17 protein-coding genes are annotated in these 19,231 nt (G+C 68.0%); 6 read left to right on the top strand and 11 right to left on the bottom strand.

What is annotated here, in order from left to right:
• Nucleotides 1-14: 14 nt before the first annotated feature.
• Nucleotides 15-176: a chloramphenicol phosphotransferase CPT family protein gene (locus OEJ37_RS20605; RefSeq protein WP_263345268.1), complete on the bottom strand. Its 162-nt coding sequence runs from the start codon at nucleotides 174-176 to the stop codon at nucleotides 15-17.
• 56 nt (nucleotides 177-232) lie between these two features.
• On the opposite strand from OEJ37_RS20605, the gene OEJ37_RS20610 reads away from it, so the two are divergent.
• The gene (locus OEJ37_RS20610; RefSeq protein ID WP_174416631.1) at nucleotides 233-466 is read left to right on the top strand and encodes a hypothetical protein; all 234 of its coding nucleotides are present in this window, start codon (nucleotides 233-235) and stop codon (nucleotides 464-466) included.
• Nucleotides 467-797: 331 nt separating this feature from the next.
• Here OEJ37_RS20610 and OEJ37_RS20615 read toward each other — a convergent pair whose 3' ends face one another.
• From OEJ37_RS20615 to OEJ37_RS20630, 4 genes are all read right to left on the bottom strand, one after another.
• The gene (locus tag OEJ37_RS20615; protein ID WP_263345269.1) at nucleotides 798-1,778 is read right to left on the bottom strand and encodes a sulfonate ABC transporter substrate-binding protein; all 981 of its coding nucleotides are present in this window, start codon (nucleotides 1,776-1,778) and stop codon (nucleotides 798-800) included.
• A gap of 124 nt (nucleotides 1,779-1,902) precedes the next feature.
• Nucleotides 1,903-2,745: a MerR family transcriptional regulator gene (locus OEJ37_RS20620; protein WP_263345270.1), complete on the bottom strand. Its 843-nt coding sequence runs from the start codon at nucleotides 2,743-2,745 to the stop codon at nucleotides 1,903-1,905.
• A 9-nt stretch (nucleotides 2,746-2,754) separates the two neighbouring features.
• A complete protein-coding gene (locus tag OEJ37_RS20625) occupies nucleotides 2,755-3,318 on the bottom strand; it encodes a GNAT family N-acetyltransferase (RefSeq protein ID WP_263345271.1) in 564 nt (187 codons plus the stop codon).
• Between the two features lie 98 nt (nucleotides 3,319-3,416).
• On the bottom strand, nucleotides 3,417-4,436 hold the full coding sequence (locus tag OEJ37_RS20630) for an AraC family transcriptional regulator (protein WP_263345272.1): 1,020 nt from the start codon (nucleotides 4,434-4,436) through the stop codon (nucleotides 3,417-3,419).
• 428 nt (nucleotides 4,437-4,864) lie between these two features.
• Here OEJ37_RS20630 and OEJ37_RS20635 point away from each other — a divergent pair, with 428 nt between their 5' ends.
• On the top strand, nucleotides 4,865-6,229 hold the full coding sequence (locus OEJ37_RS20635; protein ID WP_263345273.1) for an MFS transporter: 1,365 nt from the start codon (nucleotides 4,865-4,867) through the stop codon (nucleotides 6,227-6,229).
• Nucleotides 6,230-6,305: 76 nt separating this feature from the next.
• On the opposite strand, the gene OEJ37_RS20640 is transcribed toward OEJ37_RS20635, so the two are convergent.
• A complete protein-coding gene (locus tag OEJ37_RS20640) occupies nucleotides 6,306-7,199 on the bottom strand; it encodes a LysR family transcriptional regulator (protein WP_263345274.1) in 894 nt (297 codons plus the stop codon).
• 131 nt (nucleotides 7,200-7,330) lie between these two features.
• Here OEJ37_RS20640 and OEJ37_RS20645 point away from each other — a divergent pair, with 131 nt between their 5' ends.
• Nucleotides 7,331-8,368 (top strand): quinone oxidoreductase family protein, encoded by a 1,038-nt coding sequence (locus OEJ37_RS20645; protein ID WP_263345275.1) that lies wholly within the window; start codon nucleotides 7,331-7,333, stop codon nucleotides 8,366-8,368.
• A gap of 99 nt (nucleotides 8,369-8,467) precedes the next feature.
• Here OEJ37_RS20645 and OEJ37_RS20650 read toward each other — a convergent pair whose 3' ends face one another.
• The gene (locus OEJ37_RS20650; RefSeq protein ID WP_263345277.1) at nucleotides 8,468-9,982 is read right to left on the bottom strand and encodes an MDR family MFS transporter; all 1,515 of its coding nucleotides are present in this window, start codon (nucleotides 9,980-9,982) and stop codon (nucleotides 8,468-8,470) included.
• A 232-nt stretch (nucleotides 9,983-10,214) separates the two neighbouring features.
• Between OEJ37_RS20650 and OEJ37_RS20655 the strand changes: the two genes are divergently transcribed.
• The gene (locus OEJ37_RS20655; protein ID WP_174416926.1) at nucleotides 10,215-11,774 is read left to right on the top strand and encodes a methyl-accepting chemotaxis protein; all 1,560 of its coding nucleotides are present in this window, start codon (nucleotides 10,215-10,217) and stop codon (nucleotides 11,772-11,774) included.
• Nucleotides 11,775-11,830: 56 nt separating this feature from the next.
• Here the strand turns inward: OEJ37_RS20655 and OEJ37_RS20660 are convergent, their stop codons facing one another.
• Nucleotides 11,831-13,498 carry an ATP-dependent helicase gene (locus OEJ37_RS20660; protein WP_263345278.1) on the bottom strand — a complete coding sequence of 556 codons (1,668 nt, stop codon included), beginning with the start codon at nucleotides 13,496-13,498 and terminating at the stop codon, nucleotides 11,831-11,833.
• A 123-nt stretch (nucleotides 13,499-13,621) separates the two neighbouring features.
• Entirely contained in the window at nucleotides 13,622-14,476 is an 855-nt protein-coding gene (locus OEJ37_RS20665; RefSeq protein WP_174416924.1) for a helix-turn-helix domain-containing protein, read from the bottom strand.
• 226 nt (nucleotides 14,477-14,702) lie between these two features.
• Between OEJ37_RS20665 and OEJ37_RS20670 the strand changes: the two genes are divergently transcribed.
• Nucleotides 14,703-16,037: an NAD(P)/FAD-dependent oxidoreductase gene (locus OEJ37_RS20670; RefSeq protein ID WP_263345279.1), complete on the top strand. Its 1,335-nt coding sequence runs from the start codon at nucleotides 14,703-14,705 to the stop codon at nucleotides 16,035-16,037.
• A gap of 83 nt (nucleotides 16,038-16,120) precedes the next feature.
• Complete coding sequence (locus OEJ37_RS20675; RefSeq protein WP_263345280.1) at nucleotides 16,121-17,215, top strand: potassium channel family protein; 1,095 nt, start codon at nucleotides 16,121-16,123, stop codon at nucleotides 17,213-17,215.
• Between the two features lie 150 nt (nucleotides 17,216-17,365).
• On the opposite strand, the gene OEJ37_RS20680 is transcribed toward OEJ37_RS20675, so the two are convergent.
• Both OEJ37_RS20680 and OEJ37_RS20685 read right to left on the bottom strand, forming a co-directional pair.
• Nucleotides 17,366-18,130, bottom strand: coding sequence for an SDR family oxidoreductase (locus OEJ37_RS20680; RefSeq protein ID WP_263345281.1), 765 nt, complete (start codon nucleotides 18,128-18,130; stop codon nucleotides 17,366-17,368).
• Between the two features lie 131 nt (nucleotides 18,131-18,261).
• Nucleotides 18,262-19,206: a LysR family transcriptional regulator gene (locus OEJ37_RS20685; RefSeq protein ID WP_263345282.1), complete on the bottom strand. Its 945-nt coding sequence runs from the start codon at nucleotides 19,204-19,206 to the stop codon at nucleotides 18,262-18,264.
• Nucleotides 19,207-19,231: the final 25 nt, after the last annotated feature.

A 19,231-nucleotide genomic window follows, 5' to 3' on the forward strand; every position in this document is an offset into this window, starting at 1 on the left:
TCGGTTAGCGTGAATCAGTGAAATTGAGACTCGGCCAGTCCGATCTTGCGGTCACCGCGGGTCTGTTCGCGCTCGATCAGAACTTCGAGCGCACAAAAAACATTCTTCGCGCGTTCATCCAACGCTTCATGGGGTATGCCGAGGAATTTCTCGGCAAGCTCAGCGGGCTCCGGCATTTTTGCCTCGGAATGGTTTTGTCAGTCGAAAACGGGGCTGCGCTACGGACAGATCGGTGAACACGCTTCGCGACGGTGAGCTGAAATCAGCGCATACTGTTTATGTATGCAAGCTTTCTGTCGAGCACCAATACCACTGGAGTAGTGTGATGGCAAAAGGTCAGTTGCGCAGCAATCGCGAAGCAAAGAAACCGAAGCAGCCGAAGAAGCCGCCGCCCGTTTTGTCACCTTCCAAATCGGTCCAGCCCAGCGTGCGGTTTAGTCCTGCGGAAGGGCAAAAAAAGCGCTGAGGATGAAGTTGTCCAGGCAAATCGTCGGCGTCGCATCGATGCCCGATAACGTTGTCTCAAGTTCACCCGTCGAGGCTTCAACGAAGCCTCGCTTATCACAACGCAGGCGTGGCTCTTCGTGCGCATGCCGTCACGCTTGGCAATGTCCTTTGTTACGTACATGGCCGACGTTTGCAGGTCCGGGCGGCGGCGTCAACGATTGTCCTCTTCCGGCCGCACACCGACAGTTCGCCCCACGTTCCCCGAAACTCCGAGAAGATCCCAAAAAGGCCGACGGGCAGGGTGCCCGTCGGCCTTTCTCGAATGAGTGCGCGCTATGCCGCGCCGCGCGTTACTTCGCCGCGAGCGCGCTCGCCACGCGCTTATCGCTCCACGCATTGTCCGCGACGCTCAGCTTCTGCGGAATCAGCTTCGCCGCATAAAACGCATCGGCGACACCCTGCTGAACCGCGACGATCTTCTCGTCGACCGGCACCGCACCGAACGGCACACGCTTGATCCACGTCTCGACGAGCGGCAGCGGCAGTCCGACCTTCGGCGCGATCAGCGCGGCGGTCTCGGCCGGATGTCCGTTGACCCACAGGCCCGTCTCGCGCGCCTGCTTCAGGATCGCGCCGACCACGTCGGCATGCTGCTCCACGAAATCCCGCGTCGCCTCGTAGAAGTTGTTCGCCGGCGTGAGGCCCGTGTAGTCGGACAGCGTGCGGATCTTCAGCGAATTCTGCGCGGCCGCGTAATACGGATCCCAGACGGCCCACGCGTCGACGTTGCCGCTTTCGAACGCGGCGCGCGCGTCGGCGGGCGGCAGGTACACGGGGCGGATCTCGTCGTAGCGCACGCCGGCCTTCTTCAGCGCTTCCAGCAGCAGGTAGTTCGCGCTCGAGCCCTTCTGCAGCGCGACCTTTTTGCCGCGCAGCTCGGCGAGCGAGCGGATCGGCGAATCGGCCTTCACGAACACGGCTTCGTTGTGCGGCGACGGCGGTTCCGCACCGACGTACACGAAGCGCACGCCGGCTGCCTGCGCGAACACCGGCGGCGGCGCGCCCGTGTAGCCGAAGTCGATGCTGTTCGCGTTCAGCGCTTCGAGCAGCTGCGGGCCGGCCGGGAATTCGAACCACTGGACGTTGTAGCCGAGCGGCTTGAGCCGCGCTTCGAGCGAGCCTTGCGCCTTGATGATCGACAGCAGGCCGGCCTTTTGATAGCCGATGCGCACGACCTTGTCGGCGCCGCCTTGCGCGAAGGCCGATGCGGCGGACAGCGCGACGAGCGTGACGGCGGCGGTGCGGGTGATCCAGCGGGTGAAACGAATCATCGAACGGACTCCATGCGAAACGTCTTCGGGAGAGCGGCCGGTGCCGCTCGGTTGGAAGAATCGTCGCATGGGCGATCGCGCCCGCAAACGAAGCATTGCCGATAAGAATATGACGGCGGCGGCCCTATGCTTTGTCGACGTCGCCTTGCGTATCGGGTGTGCCCGACTGACGCGCGGCCTCGTCGTCGCTGAGTTTCTTGTCGAGGATCGTCGCGACGCGGCCGCCGAGATACGCGCTCGCCGCGGTTTCGAGCGCGCGGTTCGTCTCGCCTTCGACGAACACGGCCGCGAGCGGGCGCAGGCGCCAGATCGCGTCGACCAGCTCGGGCACGTCGGTGGCCGGCGGCAGCGTGTCGGCGTCGTAGCGGTCGAGCCGCTTCACGACGAGATCGACGAGCAGCCGCGCGATCGCGTCGAAGTGCGGCCGCGCGAGGCTGATCACGTCGAGCAGCTCGCGCGGCGGGATCCCTTCCTTCGTCATCGCGGCAGCCGCCTCGAGCAGCGCGGGGCTCTTCGCGACGAACGACAGGCCGTGCCGTTCGAGCAGCCCGAGCTTGGTCACGCGCGAAAGCTGCGTGGTTGCCTGCGGGCCGAACATCTGCGCGAGCGCGGCGAGCGAATAGGTTTTCGGCAGTTCATGCGACCAACGGCCGCCGATCGCGTTTTCGAGGCCGAGGATCGAGCGCAGGTCGTGGCCTTCGTCGATCGCCTTGATCAGATCCTGGATGTTCGACAGCGTGTAGCCGCGCGCGAGCAGATGGTTGATCAGCTTCAGGCGCGCGACGTGCGTGTCGTCGTAGATGCCGACGCGCCCGCGCTTCTCGGGCGGCGCGAGCAAACCGCGATCCTGGTACGCGCGGACGTTGCGCACGGTCGTGTCGGACACGCGCGCCAGTTCGTCGACCGTGTACTCGTTGCGGGAATCCGCCGCGGCCTCGTCGGGGGTGGAATGAGTCTGTTTTGACATGCGGCCATTCTAGCGCGACGCGGCAGGCTCGGGCGAGGCGGGGAGCGTGCGTGCGCCGTCGCCGAGCGGGCGCTGCAGAAGCGCCGTGTCGATCCAGCGGCCGTGCTTGAAGCCGATCGCCTTCAGCGTGCCGGCCGGCTCGAAGCCGAACGCGCGATGCAGCGACGTCGAGCCGCCGGTGCCGCCGTCGGCGATCACCGCGATCATCTGCCGCCACGGGCCGGCCTCGCAGCGCGCGATCAGCGCCGCGAGCAGTGCGCGGCCGATCCCGCGCCCGCGCTGCGCATCGTCGATGTAGATCGAATCCTCGATCGTGAAGCGGTATGCGCTGCGCGTGCGGTACGGCGTTGCGTACGCGTAGCCGGCCACGCGGCCGTCGCATTCGGCGACGAGATACGGCAGCCCGTGGCCCAGTACCGCGTTGCGGCGTGCGCGCAGCTCGGCGGCGTCGGGCGGCGTTTCCTCGAACGACGCGACGCCGTGGCGGACGTGATGCGCATAGATCGCATGGATGGCGGCGAGATCGGCGTCGGTCGAATCGCGGACGACGCAGGCGGCTGGCGTGGCAGGCATGGTGATGGGGCGGCAGGGCGGGGATGCGGGCAAACCATTACTATGCGGGCGATTGCGTGACGCGTAAAGCGGCGGCCGCGCGTCCGGCGCCGCCGCGTTCAGTTCGGCGCTCGCTTCTTCTGTGTGTCGCGCGGCAACTCGTCGAAGCGGGCGAAGTAGTACGCGGAAAAGCGGCCGAGGTGCCCGAAGCCGAAGGTCAGCGCCGTATCGGTGATACTTGCCATCGGGTCGGTCAGCAACTGCACGCGCGCGGCGTCCAGCCGGATGTTGCGCAGCAGCTCCATCGGGGTCGCGCCGTGGTAGCGCCGGCACAGCACGTTCAGCGTTCGCAGGCTGACGCCGGCCGCCCTGGCGAGATCTTCGAGTGAGATCGGCGCGCAGAGCCGCGCGTGGATGAATTCGTGCAGCGCATCCATCTGCCGGATGCCGCCACGCGATCCGGCTTGCGCCGGCGCGCCGCGCGCTTGGGGTACCGCGCCGGCATGCGCGGCGGCGGGCGACGGCGGGCAATGCAAGAGCAGGAACAGCGCGAGGCTTCGTTCGAAGTGGTCGCGCCATTCGGCCCGTATGCCGCCGTCGTCGGCAACGGCGAGCACGTTGAGCAGCGACTGCACGATCAGATCCCATTGCGACGCAAGCGCCGTCGGCAACAGGAATCCCGGCGCAAGGCCAGGCGCCGCGTCGTCGGGCCGGCGGCCGCAGACCGCGCGCATCAGCGAATCGGGCACCTTGACGATCAGTTGCCGGGTGCCGGAGCGCCAGCGGAGGCGCACGTGCGTCCTCGGCGCCAGCACGGCGGTGCGCCCTTCGGACACGCGCATCACGTGCCCGTCGCAGTCGATTTCGGCGCCGCCCGCAAGCGACGTGTGGACGAGCGAAAAGCCGTCGAACGGGCGCGGGGCGACCTCGACTTCGGCGCCGTACTGCAGCGCGTAGACGCTCAGATGATTCAGTTCCCCCTTGAAAAGCGCTGCGTCCGGCACACCCTGCTTCCAGCGCAGTGCATGCTCGGCCAGTTCCAGCGAGACCTGCTCGTGCGCATCCGCGCGCAATCCGGATCGGAACACGCAATTCCGATACAGTGCGGACAGCACTTCCGTATTCGGGGTGAGGGGCATGGGGGCGTCTCCTGTGTGGCGGTTTTCGTGCAGCGCATCCGCCTGGGCGCGGATGCGCGTCGTGCCACATCGGTTTCTCTTGTGAGCGAGATATCCTGAAACGATGATATTGATCTTCGTCAGGCTTGTCTAAAGTATCGCAAGAATCGGATAGTCCCGCTCCCGCCGCGGAAAAATCCGGATAGCGCGCGGCGCGCGGCACGAGAAAAGCGGATTGAATTCGCGGGTTGTGTGCAAATTCCGGATAGTGAGAATCATTGTGGCTTTCTACACTGCGCCGGCATCCGGACGAAAAGCCGCACATTTCACGACGATATTTCGTACATCTACTAAATCGATGGGACGAGCGATCGTATTACTTCGAACGCGTGTGATGCGACGGCTGCCGCCGGGCCTGAATCCCCTCTGAAAAAATAGAAGGAAGCTCCATGCGTCAAATCAACCTGCAGGCGCTCTCCGACGATGCGCGGCTGGGCAAGCTGCACGGCGTCGTGCTGTTCTGGTGCGCGCTGATCATCGTGTTCGACGGCTACGACCTCGCGGTGGCCGGCATCGCGCTGCCGGCGATCATGAAGGAGATGGGCGTCAACCCGGCGCAGGCCGGCTTCATGGTCAGCTCGGCGCTGTTCGGCATGATGTTCGGCAACATCGTGTTCGGGACCGTCGCCGAGCGGATCGGGCGCCGTTGGGCCATCGCGGCCTGCCTGACGCTGTTCAGCGTCTTTACCGCGGCGGCCGGGCTGGCGCCGACGCCCACGCTGTTCGGCGCGGCCCGCTTCCTGGCGGGCATCGGTATCGGCGGCGTGATGCCGAACGTGATCGCCCACATGACCGAGTACGCGCCGCGACGCGTGCGCAGCACGCTGGTGACGCTGATGTTCAGCGGCTATTCGGTCGGCGGCATGCTGGCGGCGGTCATGGGCAAGGGGATGATCGAGGCGTACGGGTGGCAGTCCGTGTTCGTCGCGGCGGGCGCGCCGGTGCTGCTCGTTCCGCTGCTCGTGAAATGGATGCCGGAATCGCTGCCGTTCCTGATCCGGCGCGGCAGGACCGACGAGCTCGCGCGCATCGCGCGTCGGCTCGATCCCGGATACCGGCGTCAACCGGGCGACTGTTATGTCGTTCCGCGCGAAGGCAACGCCGGCAGCGCGCCGGTTCGCCAGCTGTTCGACGACGGTCGTGGATTCAGCACGGTCATGTTCTGGATCGCGTGCTTCATGTGCCTGTTCATGGTGTATGCGCTCAGCTCGTGGCTGACCCGGCTGATGGCGAGCGCCGGCTACAGCCTCGGCTCCGCATTGACCTTCGTGCTGGTGCTGAATGCCGGCGCGATGGTCGGCGCAATCGGCGGCGGCTGGCTGGCCGATCGCTTTCCGATCAAGACGGTGCTCGTGTCGATGTATCTGCTCGCCGCGGTGTCGATCACGCTGCTCGGCTACAAGATGCCGACCGCGCTGCTGTTCGTGCTGGTCGGCCTTGCGGGCGCATCGACGATCGGCACGCAGATCGTCAATTGCGCGTATGCGGGGCAGTTCTATCCGATGGCGAGCCGCTCGACCGGCATCGGCTGGACGCTGGGCGTGGGCCGCAGCGGCGCGATCCTGGCGCCGATCGTGATCGGTTTGCTGGTCGGCATCGATCTGCCTCTGGAACAGAACTTCATGGCGATCGGGCTGCCCGCGCTGGCGGCGGCCGTCGCGGTCGGCCTGATCGATCATCGGCGCTCGGCGTCGCATCGCGATCATCCGGCCTGCGCCGGAGAGCGTCAGGCGTCGCCTGTCCGGCAGTCCTGAGCGGCGCATCGGCGGGGCGCAACCGGGGCCGGGGTCACGGCCGGCCCGCAACGGCGGTTCCGAAGGGGCTGCGGCGTCAGAGCCGCCCGTCCGCCGCGCGCACCGCATCAGCGATCGCGTCCGCGACGCGCTGCACGCGCGGCGAGCGGCGCACGTCCGGGTGAACGACGAGCCAGATCTCGCGCTCGATGTCGCAGCGCGGCGCGGAAGTCAGTTCGACGAGCGGCGCGGGTGCGGACGACGGTGCCGCACCGGCTGCGGCGAGCGAATCGTCGACGAGAAACCGCGGCAACAGCGCGACCCCCGCGCCGGCGACACACGCGCGATGCAGCGCCGCGAGGTCGTTGGCGACGAACGCGAAACGGCGCCCGGCCGCGAAGCGTTCGAGCCATTGCTGCTGCGGCGTCTGCGCGAGCGCGTCGTCGTAGCCGACGAACGGCCAGGTGTCGGGCGACGCGTCCGCCCATTCCGGCGACGCGCACAGCGCGAAGCGCATCGTGCCGAGCCGGCGCGCGGCGAGCCCCGGCTCGCTCGGCCGCGACAGCCGCACCGCGAGATCGGCTTCGCGTGCATACAGGTTCGCCGCATGCATCTCGCCCATCAGGTCGATCCGCAGCGCCGGCCATGCGCGCTGCGCGCGGGCAAGGCGCGGCGCGAGGAAATGGCTGGCGAACACCGGCGACGCCGACACGCGCACGACGCCGTCGAGCGCCGCCGCACCCTGCGCGGCGCGCGCGAACGCGTGTGCATCGGTTTCGAGGCGCGAGGCGTGCTCGGCGAGGCGCAACCCTTCGTCGGTCGGCGGCCAGCCGCGCGGCAGCCGGTCGAACAGCCGGATGCCGAGCGCGGATTCCAGCGCGTCGATGCGCCGCGCGACCGTCGAATGCTGAACCTGCAGCGCGCGTGCGGCGGCCGACAGGCTGCCGCCACGCATCACCGCGAGGAAGTAGCGGATGTCGTCCCAGCTCATCGGCAGCGCTGACGCGGGGATGGGATCCAGATCGGTCGAATTTTGCACAGTAGGTGGGCGGTAAACGGGAATTCCGATCGATTATGCACGATGGGATGATCGTGTCACTTCATTCGATTGCGAGGAACGTCATGACCCAAACTGCCACCGCCATCCGGATCGGGATCGACCGCTACGGCGACGCCGGCGTGCTGCGCCGCGTCGATGCGCCCGTCGCGCCGCCCGGCGCCGGCGAGGTGCGGATTCGCCAGACCGCCGTCGGCGTGAATTTCGTCGACATCTATTTCAGGACGGGGGCGCACGCATTGCCCGCGCTGCCGGACGCGCTCGGCGTCGAAGCGGCCGGCGTGATCGACGCGGTCGGGCCCGGCGTGACGGATCTCGTGCCGGGCCAGCGCGTCGCGTATGCGGGTATGCCGACCGGCAGTTATGCGAGCCTGCGCACGATGCCGGCCGGGCGTGTGCTGCCGATACCCGACGGCCTGAGCGACGACGCGGTCGCCGCCGGGTTGCTGAAAGGGATCACCGTCTACATGCTGTTGCATCGCGTCCGGCAGGTCGGCGCCGGCGACACGGTGCTCGTGCATGCGGCGGCCGGCGGCGTCGGGCTGCTCGCGACGCAGTGGGCACGCGCGCTCGGCGCGCGGGTGATCGGCACGGTCGGGTCGGCCGCGAAAGCCGCGCTCGTGCGCACGCATGGCGCCGACGCGGTGGTCGATTATCGCGAAGAGGATTTCGTCGCGGCCGCGCGCGCGTTCGGCGGCGGCGCGGGTGTCGATTACGCGATCGACGGGATCGGCGGCGGCGCGGGTGTCGATTACGCGATCGACGGGATCGGCGGCGACGTGCTGACGCGCACGCTCGGTGCGATCCGTCCGTTCGGGATGGTCGCGAGCATCGGGCAGGTTGCCGCGATCGGCACGCGGCAGACGATCGATCTCGACGAACTGGGGCCGGCCCGCTCGATCGCGCTCGCGCGGCCGAGCGTGCTCGGTTTCATCGCGCGCGACGTCGCGGGGTATCGCGAAGCCGCGCGCGCGACGCTCGAACGGCTCGCGGGCGGAATGCACGTCGAGATCGGCGCGCGGCTGCCGCTCGCACAGGCCGCCGATGCGCACCGGCTGCTGGAGTCGCGCGCGACGACGGGCGCGGTCGTGCTGGTGCCGTAACGGCGGGCCGCGGCGGATGGGGCGCTCTGCGGGGCAACGGGCCAAAGGCCGCGGCGTGGCGCGCTTCCGGTGCCGGTCGCGGCGCGGCTCGCATGCCGATCAGTTGTGCGTGCGCAGCGGCGCATCCTCGACGAACCACGCGAGCACGAACGCGATCGCGACCACGGTGGCCGCCGCGAGGTACACGACGTGCAGCGAGCCCGCGAACGCATGCAGGTACGCGTCGCGCACCGCGTCCGGCAACTGGTGCACGGCACCGGGGCCGAGCGCGGGCGGCAGCTCCGTGCCGGCCGGCAGTGCCTGCAGCATCCGCGCCTGCAGCCCGTGCGAGAACAGCGCGCCGAACGCCGCGACGCCGATCGAGCTGCCGATCGAGCGGAACAGCGTCGCCCCCGATGTCGCGACGCCCATGTGCCGGAACTCGACCGTGTTCTGCACCGCGAGCGTGAGCACGGGCATCACCATCCCGAGGCCGATCCCGAGCAGCGCCATGTAGCCGTACATCGTCTGCAGCGGCGTATCGAGCGACAGCGTCGACAGCAGCGCCAGCGCGATCCCGCCGATCAGCGTGCCCGCGATCGGAAAGATCCGGTACGAGCCGAGCCGCGAGATCAGCCGGCCGCTGATCACCGACATCGCGAGCATCCCGCCCATCATCGGCAGCAACTGCATCCCGGCCTGCGACGGCGTCGAGCCCTTCACGACCTGCAGGTAGAGCGGAATGAACGTAACCGAGCCGAACAGCGCGGTGCCGACCACGAAGCCGATCAGGCTGACCAGCACGAAGGTGCGATGGCGGAACAGTTCGAGCGGGATGATCGGTTCGGCCGCGAGCCGTTCTTCATAAATGAAGCCGCCGATCGCGACGAGGCCGAGCACGAGCGTCATCCACAGTTGCGGCGACGTCCACGGCAGCAGCGAGCCGCCTTCGCTGGTGAACAGGATCACGCAGGTGAGGGCCGTCGCGAGGAACGCGGCGCCCATGTAGTCGATCCGGTGCTTCACGTGCGCGGCGTGCGGCCGGAACGCGATGCCGATCACCGCGAGCGCGAGAAAGCCGAGCGGCAGGTTGATCGTGAAGATCCAGCGCCACGACAGGTGCTCGACCAGGAAACCGCCGAGCAGCGGGCCGACGATCGTCGCGAGTCCGTACACGCCGCCGAACATCCCCTGGTAGCGCGCCCGGCGATCGGGTGGGACCAGATCGCCGATCGCGGCCATCGTGACGACCATCAGGCCGCCGCCGCCGAGCCCCTGCAGCGCGCGCAGCACGATCAGCTGCGTCATGTCCTGCGCAATGCCGCACAGCGCCGAGCCCGCGAGGAACAGCACGATCGCGGCCTGCAGCACGATCTTGCGGCCGTACAGGTCGCCGAGCTTGCCGTACAGCGGCAGCACGACGGTGGACGACAGCAGGTACGCGGTGACGACCCACGACAACTGGTCGAGCCCGCCGAGCTCGCCGACGATCGTCGGCAGCGCGGTCGACACGATCGTCTGGTCGAGCGCGGACAGCAGCATGACGAGCAGCAGCGCGGCGACGATCAGCCCGGTCGGCGCGTCGCGGCGGGCCGTTTCGGCGGCCGGCGGAGTAAGGAGGGTATCGGTTGTCATCGAAATGTCTGCCATGGCAGGGAATTGGTTCGAAATATAACGACCAGTGATTGACTAGTCAATTTCTGCCCAGCCTCGATATGTTGCAACCGTAACAGGAGATTGCCGGTGCGAAAAAATTGATCGGGATCAGACAGAAAGCGGGGCCGGACTCAAGTTTTCTGCAGGCAAACCGTAATCCAGAGTGCCGCGGACCGATTGCCGCGGCACTTTTCATCGCTCACGTGCCGCCATGAACCTGAACGCCCTGTTTTCCCGTTTCTCGATCCGCACGCGGATCTTCTCCACGCTCGGTCTCGTTGCCGCGCTGCTCGTCGTGTCGGGGCTGATCGGCCTCGCCGGGATGCAGAGCTCGAACCGTGCGCTCGACGAGGCTTATACGCAGCAACTCGCTGCGAAGACCGCGCTGTCCGCGGCGAGCCTGAACCTGACGATCGTGCGCACGACGCTCGACCGCGCGCTGCTGCATCCGGAAGCGGCGGAAGTGCCCGATCTCGTCAAGAAGGCCGAGGGCTATCTCGCGAAGGCCGACACCGCGTGGCGCGGCTACGCGGCGATGCCGCACGACGGCGACGAAGGCCCGCTCGCGAGCCGTCTCGACGCCGCGCGCCAGGCGCTGATCGGGCAGGCGCTGAAGCCGCTGATCGACGCGATCCGCGACGGCCGGCGCGACGAGGCCGACCGCTTGCTGATGTCGGTCGCGCCGCCGCTGTCGGTCGCGCTCACGCAGGCGACCGATGCGCTCGATTCGTACCAGGCGGCGCGCGGCAAGGATGTCTACGACACCGCGCAAACCTATTACGGCTGGATGCGCGCGGGCGCGATCGCGGGCATCGCGTTCGGCCTGGCCGCGTGCCTCGGCTGCGCGATCGGCCTGCATTACGCGATCACGCAGCCGGTGAACCGGCTGCTGTCGCATTTCCGCCGCCTGTCGGACGGCGACCTGACGTCGGAAGTGCGCTGGTCGTCGCGCGACGAGATGGCCGAACTGGTCAATGGCGTGACGGGCATGCAGCGCAGCCTCGCGGACACGGTGCGCCAGGTCAGCCAGGGTTCGGAAGCGATTTCGACGGCGACGCACCAGATCGCGGCCGGCAACACCGATCTTTCGCAACGCACCGAGGAACAGGCGTCCGCGCTGCAGGAGACGGCCGCGAGCATGGAGCAACTGACCGCGACCGTGAAGCAGAACGCCGATCATGCGCTCGAGGCGCAGGCCTGCGCGGACAGCGCGAGCGAGATCGCGACGCGCGGTGCGGCGGTGGTCGGCGAGGTGATCGGCACGATGACCGAGATCGACCAGAGCTCGCAGAAGGTCGCCGACATCATCGGCACGATCGAGGGGATCGCGTTCCAGACCAACATCCTCGCGCTGAATGCGGCAGTCGAAGCCGCGCGCGCGGGCGAGCAGGGCCGCGGCTTCGCGGTGGTCGCGGGCGAGGTGCGCACGCTCGCGCAACGCTCGGCGTCCGCGGCGAAGGAGATCCGCACGCTGATCGGCGAATCGGTCGAGCGCGTTGCGAACGGTTCGCGGCTCGTCGGCGTGGCCGGCACGACGATGCAGGACATCCAGCAGGCGATCGGGCGCGTGACGGGGATCATGACCGAGATTGCGGCCGCATCGAGCGAGCAGCGCGACGGGATCGAGCAGGTGAACCGCGCGGTGTCGCAGATGGACCAGGTGTCGCAGCAGAATGCGGCGCTCGTCGAGCAGGCTGCGGCTGCTGCTGCGTCGCTGGAGGAGCAGGCGGACGGGTTGCGTCGCGCGGTGGGGGCGTTCCGGGTGGCGTGATGGATGGCGGGCGGTGACGGGGCGGGCACGCGCCTGCCGGCTGCCCGCCCGCCGCGTCAGACGTCCGCGAGCTGCGCGGCCGCGCGCGACGACGCGACGATCAGCAGCTTCATCGTCGCGCGCGTCGCGCCGACGAACAGCTTGCGCGCGGCACGCGCGTCGAGCGTGTCGAAGTCGACTTCGGTGAGGATCACGCACGGCGCCGACTGGCCCTTGAAGCGGTAGATCGAATCGAGCAGCACGTCGCCTTCGCGATATTCGGGGTTGCCGAACAGGTCGTACTTGCCGGTGAAGCTCTTGATCCGATGCGGGCCGAGCTGGTCGAGCGGCGCGAGCACCGAGCCTTCGCGGCCGCGATACGACAGCACCGCGATGTCCTGCTTGCGGAAGCCGAGCGACAGCGCGTGCGTGATCGCGCGCTTGGTCGCGTCGATGCAGGCTTGCGCCAACGCGTCGCGCGACATGCCTTCTTCCCCGTATGCCGACACCGACGGATCGGACCCGTCGAACGGGCTTCCCGAGCGCAGTTCGGCCGCGAGCGGCTCGACGCGCCCGACGACGTCGCGCACGAATTCGAGCAGGTCGCGCGGGCTGCGGTAGTTCGTCAGCGCTTTCAGCGTGACCCAGCCGGGCAGTGCGACGGGCTCGCGCATGTACAGGTTCTGCAGCGGATCCTCGAGCCACCACCACGCGCCGTCCGGCGCCAGCAAACGCTCCAGTGCGGCCGCCCACGGCGCATGGAAATCCTGCCCTTCGTCGACGATCAGCACGTCGAAGCGCCAGCGCTCGGGGATCGGCGCCTGCGCGAAGCGCGTTTCGAGCCGCTCGAATTCGCCGGGCACCTGGAAGTCGGGCGTATAGCCGCCGTCGCGCGCAACCCAGTCGCACAGCTGGTGGTAGTTCGCGATCTTCGCGCCGGACGGCGCGATGCGCGCGATGTAGTCGGCGAGCGGCCGGTTGAAGCACACGTAGAGCACGCGCTTGCCGGCCGCGACGGCATCGCGCATCGCCTGCACCGCGAGCTGCGTCTTGCCCGACCCGGCCGTGCCGGTGACGCGCAGCCGGAACGGCGCGAATTCGAGCTGGCGCGCCCACGCGGCGAGGCCGCCCGAGAGCCGCGTGACGAGCGTGCCGGCCTGCCCGACGAGTGCGCTCGTGTCGGGCGTGAGCGCGAGCTCGTCCGCGAGGAAATGGTGGAGCTTCTGCGCGTTCGGGAGGCGCTCGTCGTCCTCGGGCAGGATCTGCAGGATCACCTGCGCGAGCTGCGCCTTGCGCGACGCGTCGACGATGCGGTCGGCCGCGACGCCGGCGATCGATGCCTGCCGGATCGAATAGTCGGGGCAGTACAGCAGCGCCTCGACGCCGTAGACGCCCGCGCCGAGCGCGGCCGTCAGGCGCCGGTGCAGCGTTTCCTGCGTGCGCGCGAGCTGGATCGAGACGTTGCGCTCGGTCTGCAGGTAGACCTTCACGAGCCCCTTCGGCGTTTCGCGCAGGAAGCCGGCCTTCTGCTCGATCAGCAGCACGCGGCCGGCCGGGCTCACGACGACGAACGCGGCCTCGCCGAACACCGAGAAGGCCTGGTCGGCGCGCGTCCAGTGCACGCCGTGATACACGGTGTAGGTGTCGGGCAGCGCGTGTTCGAGCGCGGCGAGCGTTTCGCGCTCGCGTTCGGCCGCGCCGGTCGCGGCGAGGCTTTTCCAGTCGTCGGGGATCAGGCGGGCCATGGAGTCGGGCGGCGAATGCCGGCGTGGGCGTGAACAGGTGCGGCTATTGTACTGAGGAACCTGTTCACGGCCGCCGTGCCGCGCGGACGTTGGCCGTCCGGAAGAGGAGCGGCGCGGCGGAAGTTACCCGCGCGCGAGCCGTTTCGCGAGGTCGGCGCTGAGGATCGCCATGCGCGCGGGTTTTTCGTAGCAGACGACGTCGAACGTGCGGATCACTTCGCTGATGTCGGCTTCGCTCGCGCGGCCGGTGAGCAGGTCGCCCGTCAGCACGAAAATCGGCGCGCCCGGGTTGTCGGACGTGCGCACGGCCTTGATCGCGGTCGCGGCCGTGCCGTCGTCGAACAGCCATTCGGTCAGTACTGCATCGAAAGCCTGGCCCTGCAGCGCGTCGACGAACGGCGCGAGGCCGTCGAACGCGGCCGTCGCGAAACCCTGCCGTTCGAGATAGCGGCACAGCTCGGTCGCGCTGACGCGATCGGGGTCGATCACGGCGACGACGAGCTTGTCGCTCTCCGCGCGGCGCGGATAGATTTCGATCTTGTGCACGTCATACGCGTTCTGGTACAGCACGCCCGTGTGGCGCAGCACGCGCCAGCGGCCGTTCTGTTCGTACGCGACGAACTCGGGGCGCGCGCCGGCTTCGAGCGGCGCGCCGATCCATGCGGTGCACGGAATCTCGGCGACGCCCGCATAAAGTACGGCCTCCTGCGAATGGGCGCCGACCATGCCGGGGTCGAGCGTTTGCGCGCCGAACAGTTGCGCGGCGGGTTCGCCGTACGCTTCGGCGACTTTCTTGATCTGCGCGAGCGTCCAGGGGCTGCTGCCACGCAGCTTACGATGGCCTTGCGAGAAACTCAGGTCGAGGATGCGGCACAGCTCGGTGGTCTGCTGGCGCTTGCCGATGCCGTTGCGGGTCATCAGCTCGCGCACGCGCTCGGCAACCGCGAGGGAATCCGTGGTGATTGCTTCAGTGGTCATGCTACGGGAACGGATCGTGACGTTCAGAACGACGCCTTGCGGCAGTCTCGACGGACAGTCTTCATGACGTCCAGTGGCGAGCCGACCGGCCACGCGCGGAAAAGATAACTTTACCGCAAAATGGTCGTCATTCAGTGTCATGAAAGGTGCGTTTGTGTGAAAGGTGTGTCACGACGTTACCGCGACAGCCCGTATCTCGAATGTATTAACCCCCCGACAGGAAGCAATGACGACAACCTATCCGCTGCACGATGCATTGACCCGCGCCGAAACGGCGCCTCCGGCCGAGGCCGACGTCGTGATCGCCGGCGCCGGCATCATGGGCTGCGCGGCCGCGTATTACCTCGGTCTACGTGGCCTGAAGGCCGTCGTGCTCGACAAATCGCGCATCGCCGGACAGCAGTCGACGCGCGCGTGGGGCTTCGTGCGGCAGCAGGGCCGCGAAGCCGCCGAAGTGCCGCTGATGATGGCCGGCATGCGGATCTGGGAGGGGTTAGAGGAAACCCTCGGTTTCGATCTCGAATGGCGGCAGGGCGGCTGTCTCTATATTGCGGACAACGAAACGGACTGGGCGTCGTTCAACGCGTGGCTCTCCGTTGCACGCGAGCACGGGCTCGATACGCGCACGCTGACGCGCGCGCAGATCGACGAGCGCGTCAGCGGCCTTTCGCCGCAGGCGCGCACGCTCGGCGGGCTGTATACCGCGACCGACGGGCAGGCCGAGCCGCGCCGCGTGGCCGCTGCGTTCGCCGCGCGTGCAATCGAGGCCGGCGCGCGCTTCTTCGAAGGCTGCGGCGTGACGGCGATCGAGACGGCCGGCGGCGCGGTCGTCGGCGTCGCGACCGAGCGCGGCACGATCCGCACGCGACGCGTGATCTGCGCGGCCGGCGCGACCAGCTTCCGGCTGCTCGACGGCGTCGGCATCCGGCTGCCGCAGCAGGCCGTGCGCGGCACCTGCATGCGCACCAACGTGGTGCCGCCGGTATCGGCGTCGACGGTGTGGGGGCACGGCCTCGGCATCCGGCAGCGCAAGAACGGCGCGATCAATCTCGCCGACGACATGCAGGTCGACGTCGACCTGACGCTTGGCCACCTGCGCGGGTTGAGCCTGTTCTGGCCGGAGTTCTGGTCGCAGCGCGACAAATTCCGGCTGCACCTGAATTCGGCCGCGTGGCGCGATGCGCTCGCGCGCATCAACGGCGCGACCGGACCGATCGAGCCGCGCGATCCGCAGCCGCAGCCGAATCGCGCGCATGCGCCGCGCGCGCTCGCGAAGCTCAAGGCGATCTTCCCCGCGCTGAAGGACGCGCAGATCGTCGAGGCATGGGCCGGCCTGATCGACGTGCTGCCCGACGGCATTCCGGTGATCGATGCGCCGGGCGTGCCGTCGGGGCTCGCGATCGCGACGGGGTTCTGCGGTCATGGTTTCGCGATGGGGCCGATCGTGGGCCGGCTGCTTGCCGAATGGATCGACACGGGTGCGCCGTCGCTCGACCTGTCGGCGTTTCGCGCGCAGCGTTTCGTCGACGGGACGATGGTGCGGCCGCGCAGCATGCTGTAGCGGACGAATCGATGCAATGATGTCGGGTCGGATCGCCGCCTTCCCGTCGTAGAATCGAGCCCGCATCCTTCAGGAGATTCCCGTTGGCCTCGCCTTCCGCCCAGCGCCGCTCGTTGCGCTCACGCCTGCGTCGCGCCCGCAATCCGTGGCAGGCGCCGCGTGCGCGCATGCTGTTCACGCGTCCCGCGACGTCGCCGCGACGCACGCTGCTGTTCCGTGTCGGTGCGGTCGCGCTGTTGTGCATGCTCGCGTTCCTCGTGCTGTATCTCGATCGCGACGGCCTGCGCGATTCGACCAAGAGCACGCCGATGACCGTCGCCGATCTCGTGTACTTCACGATGGTCACCGTCGCGACGGTCGGCTACGGCGACATCGTGCCCGTCACCGCGCGCGCCCGCCTGATCGATGCGTTCTTCATCGTGCCGATCCGCATCGTCATCTGGTTCATTTTCCTGGGCACGGCGTATCAGTTCGTGATCCAGCGCGTCATCGAGGAATTCCGCATGAAACGCCTGCAAAAGCAATTGTCCGATCATATCGTCGTGTGCGGTTACGGCCTGTCGGGGTCGATCGCCGTGCGCGAACTGCTCGAGAGCGGCGTCGATGCCGCGACGATCATCGTGATCGATTCGCAGCAGCAGGCGCTCGAGGCCGCGACGTCGCTTGGCGTGACGGGGCTGCTCGGCGATCCCGCGCACGAGGATCTGCTGCAGCAGGCACAGGTGCGCGCGGCGAAGGCCGTGATCATCTCGGTGACCGACGATCCGACCGCGATCCTGCTGACGCTGTCGGTGCGCAGCATCGCGCCCGAGACGAAGATCGTCGTGCGGATCCAGGAGAACCTGTATCAGCGACAGCTGCGGCAGGCCGGCGCGGACGTGATCGTGTCGTCGACGAAGATCGGCGCGTTGCTGCTCGCGGATGCGGTGCATAGCCGCTACATCGTGCCGTTCGTGAACGACATGCTGTCGACGCGCGGGCGCGCGACGCTGATCGAGCGCGAGGCGCTGCCGCACGAGATCGGCTGCATGACCAATGTCGTGCCGGGCGCGATCGTGGTCGGGCTCGATCGCTGCGGCAAGATCCAGTCGTTTTATGAAGACCCGCCGTGCCGGATCGAGAAGGGCGATACGCTGGTCGTGATCCAGTCGGCGCGGATTCCGGATCCGGATGTTTGAGTGAGTTTGTATTTATCCGGCAGCGCACGCGCATTGGCCTGAGCGACGGCGAGCATCGACTTCCAAGACGCGGTCCGCTGTAGCGGGTGGCGTCTCCCGGCGCGTGACGACACTTGCTCGCGCAGGGCCTGTCTCCCACACCGCCCGCGTTTATCCGCGCCCTACGAAAGGCATCGCGGTTGCCATGATCGTCATGTTCAGGATGTTCGCGTCCAGCGGCAGATTCGCCATCTGGACGACCGCGTTCGCGACATGCGCGACGTCCATGCGCGCCTCGGGCGCCAGGCTGCCGTCCGCCTGCGGGACGCCTTGCGTCATCCGCTCAGTGAACGACGTCGCCGCGTTACCGATGTCGATCTGGCCGCACGCGATATTGTACGCGCGGCCGTCCAGCGCGAGCGACTTGGTGATTCCGGTCACCGCATGCTTGGTGGCCGTGTACGCGATCGTATCGGGGCGCGGCGCGTGCGCCGAGATCGAGCCGTTGTTGATGATCCTGCCGCCCTGCGGCGTTTGCGCTTTCATCAGGCGCCATGCGGCCCGTGCGCACAGAAAGACGCCGGTCAGGTTCGTCGCGACGACGCCGTTCCACACGTCGAATTCGTATTCGCCGAGTGAAACGGGCGGGGCGTTGCGTCCGGCATTGTTGAACAGCACGTCCAGCCGGCCGAACTGCTGCGCGATTTGCGCAAACGCGTGGTCGACCGACGCTTCGTCGGTGACGTCGGCGGGAAACACGTGCGCGTCGCCGTCGCCGTCGGCGGCGCGGATGGCGTCCTGCGTTTCGCGCAACGATGCTTCATTGCGTCCTAGCAGCGCGACGGTGAATCCCGCTTGGGCGAGCGCGATGGCCGCCGCGCGGCCGATGCCGGATCCGGCGCCCGTGACGGCTGCGAATTTCTTCGTGACAGACATGGCTTGATTTCCTGCTGGTTGAATGAGGAAAGAGGCGGCGACCAATGTCATCGGAGGCAATGGATTCGAAGCGCACCGCGCGCAAGTTCAAGCGACATCGTACCGCCCGCTCGATTGCGCGATAGCCGCGACTATTTCTTCCGTCCGGGTGCAGCCTTCCGCGCCCGCGCGCCCGTCTCCGCGAACAGGTCGACCACCACGCCGCGCAACCACCGGTTCCCTTCGTCCTGATTGACTCGCGTGTGCCAGAGCATATGAATCGGCGCACCGGGCAATGTGACGGGCAGCGCGCGCCAGCCGAGCGAAAACGGCGCGGCGAGCTGCAGCGCGAGATGCTCCGGCACGGTCGCGATCAGGTCGGTGCGCTGCAGGATGTAGCCCACGCTCATGAAATGCGGCACCGTCAGCCGCACCCGGCGCTTCACGCGGCGCCGTTTCAGCCATTCGTCCACCTGCCCGTGGCCGGTGCCGGCGGACATCACGACCAGGTGCTCGGCGTCGCGCCATGCCTCGACCGTCAACGACGCATCCTCGAGCGGATGCCCGTGCCGGAACAGGCACACATAACGCTGATCGAACAGCCGGCGCTGATAGAACCCGCCCTTGAGCTGCGGCAGCAGGCCGATCGCGAGATCGACGCGGCCGTCGGCCATCTCGTCGCTCAGGTTGACGCTCGTGTTGCGCACGGTATTGAGTGCGATGCCCGGCGCCGCGTGCGACAGGTGTTCGAGCAGCGCGGGCAGGAACACGACTTCGCCGATATCGGTCATGCCGATCGTCAGCGTGCGGGTGGCGCGCAGCGGATCGAAACCGGTCTCGGGATTGAGCGCGGCGTGCAGCGTCGCGAGCGCGTGCGACACGGGCTCCGCCAGGCGCAGCGCGAACGGCGTCGGCACCACGCCGCCCGGCCCGCGCACGAACAGCGGATCGCCGAGCCGGCGGCGCAGCTTCGCGAGCGCATTGCTGACGCCCGGCTGGCTCATGTTCATCTGTTCGGCGACGCTCGATACGCGCCGCTCCTGCATCAGCCGCTGGAAAAGCAGCAACAGGTTCAGGTCGATCTCGCTCAGTTCCATGGGTCTCGCATTGCCGGGCTCATTG

Origin of the sequence: Burkholderia sp. BKH01, from assembly GCF_025685725.1 — a bacterium.
Classification (GTDB): domain Bacteria; phylum Pseudomonadota; class Gammaproteobacteria; order Burkholderiales; family Burkholderiaceae; genus Burkholderia; species Burkholderia pyrrocinia_C.

Coding starts and splice junctions, on each gene's coding strand:
- OEJ37_RS20605 (WP_263345268.1), bottom strand. CDS start 176: ATGCCGGAGCCCGCTGAGCTTGCCGAGAAATTCCTCGGCATACCCCAT.
- OEJ37_RS20615 (WP_263345269.1), bottom strand. CDS start 1,778: ATGATTCGTTTCACCCGCTGGATCACCCGCACCGCCGCCGTCACGCTC.
- OEJ37_RS20620 (WP_263345270.1), bottom strand. CDS start 2,745: ATGTCAAAACAGACTCATTCCACCCCCGACGAGGCCGCGGCGGATTCC.
- OEJ37_RS20625 (WP_263345271.1), bottom strand. CDS start 3,318: ATGCCTGCCACGCCAGCCGCCTGCGTCGTCCGCGATTCGACCGACGCC.
- OEJ37_RS20630 (WP_263345272.1), bottom strand. CDS start 4,436: ATGCCCCTCACCCCGAATACGGAAGTGCTGTCCGCACTGTATCGGAAT.
- OEJ37_RS20635 (WP_263345273.1), top strand. CDS start 4,865: ATGCGTCAAATCAACCTGCAGGCGCTCTCCGACGATGCGCGGCTGGGC.
- OEJ37_RS20640 (WP_263345274.1), bottom strand. CDS start 7,199: ATGAGCTGGGACGACATCCGCTACTTCCTCGCGGTGATGCGTGGCGGC.
- OEJ37_RS20645 (WP_263345275.1), top strand. CDS start 7,331: ATGACCCAAACTGCCACCGCCATCCGGATCGGGATCGACCGCTACGGC.
- OEJ37_RS20650 (WP_263345277.1), bottom strand. CDS start 9,982: ATGACAACCGATACCCTCCTTACTCCGCCGGCCGCCGAAACGGCCCGC.
- OEJ37_RS20655 (WP_174416926.1), top strand. CDS start 10,215: ATGAACCTGAACGCCCTGTTTTCCCGTTTCTCGATCCGCACGCGGATC.
- OEJ37_RS20660 (WP_263345278.1), bottom strand. CDS start 13,498: ATGGCCCGCCTGATCCCCGACGACTGGAAAAGCCTCGCCGCGACCGGC.
- OEJ37_RS20665 (WP_174416924.1), bottom strand. CDS start 14,476: ATGACCACTGAAGCAATCACCACGGATTCCCTCGCGGTTGCCGAGCGC.
- OEJ37_RS20670 (WP_263345279.1), top strand. CDS start 14,703: ATGACGACAACCTATCCGCTGCACGATGCATTGACCCGCGCCGAAACG.
- OEJ37_RS20680 (WP_263345281.1), bottom strand. CDS start 18,130: ATGTCTGTCACGAAGAAATTCGCAGCCGTCACGGGCGCCGGATCCGGC.
- OEJ37_RS20685 (WP_263345282.1), bottom strand. CDS start 19,206: ATGGAACTGAGCGAGATCGACCTGAACCTGTTGCTGCTTTTCCAGCGG.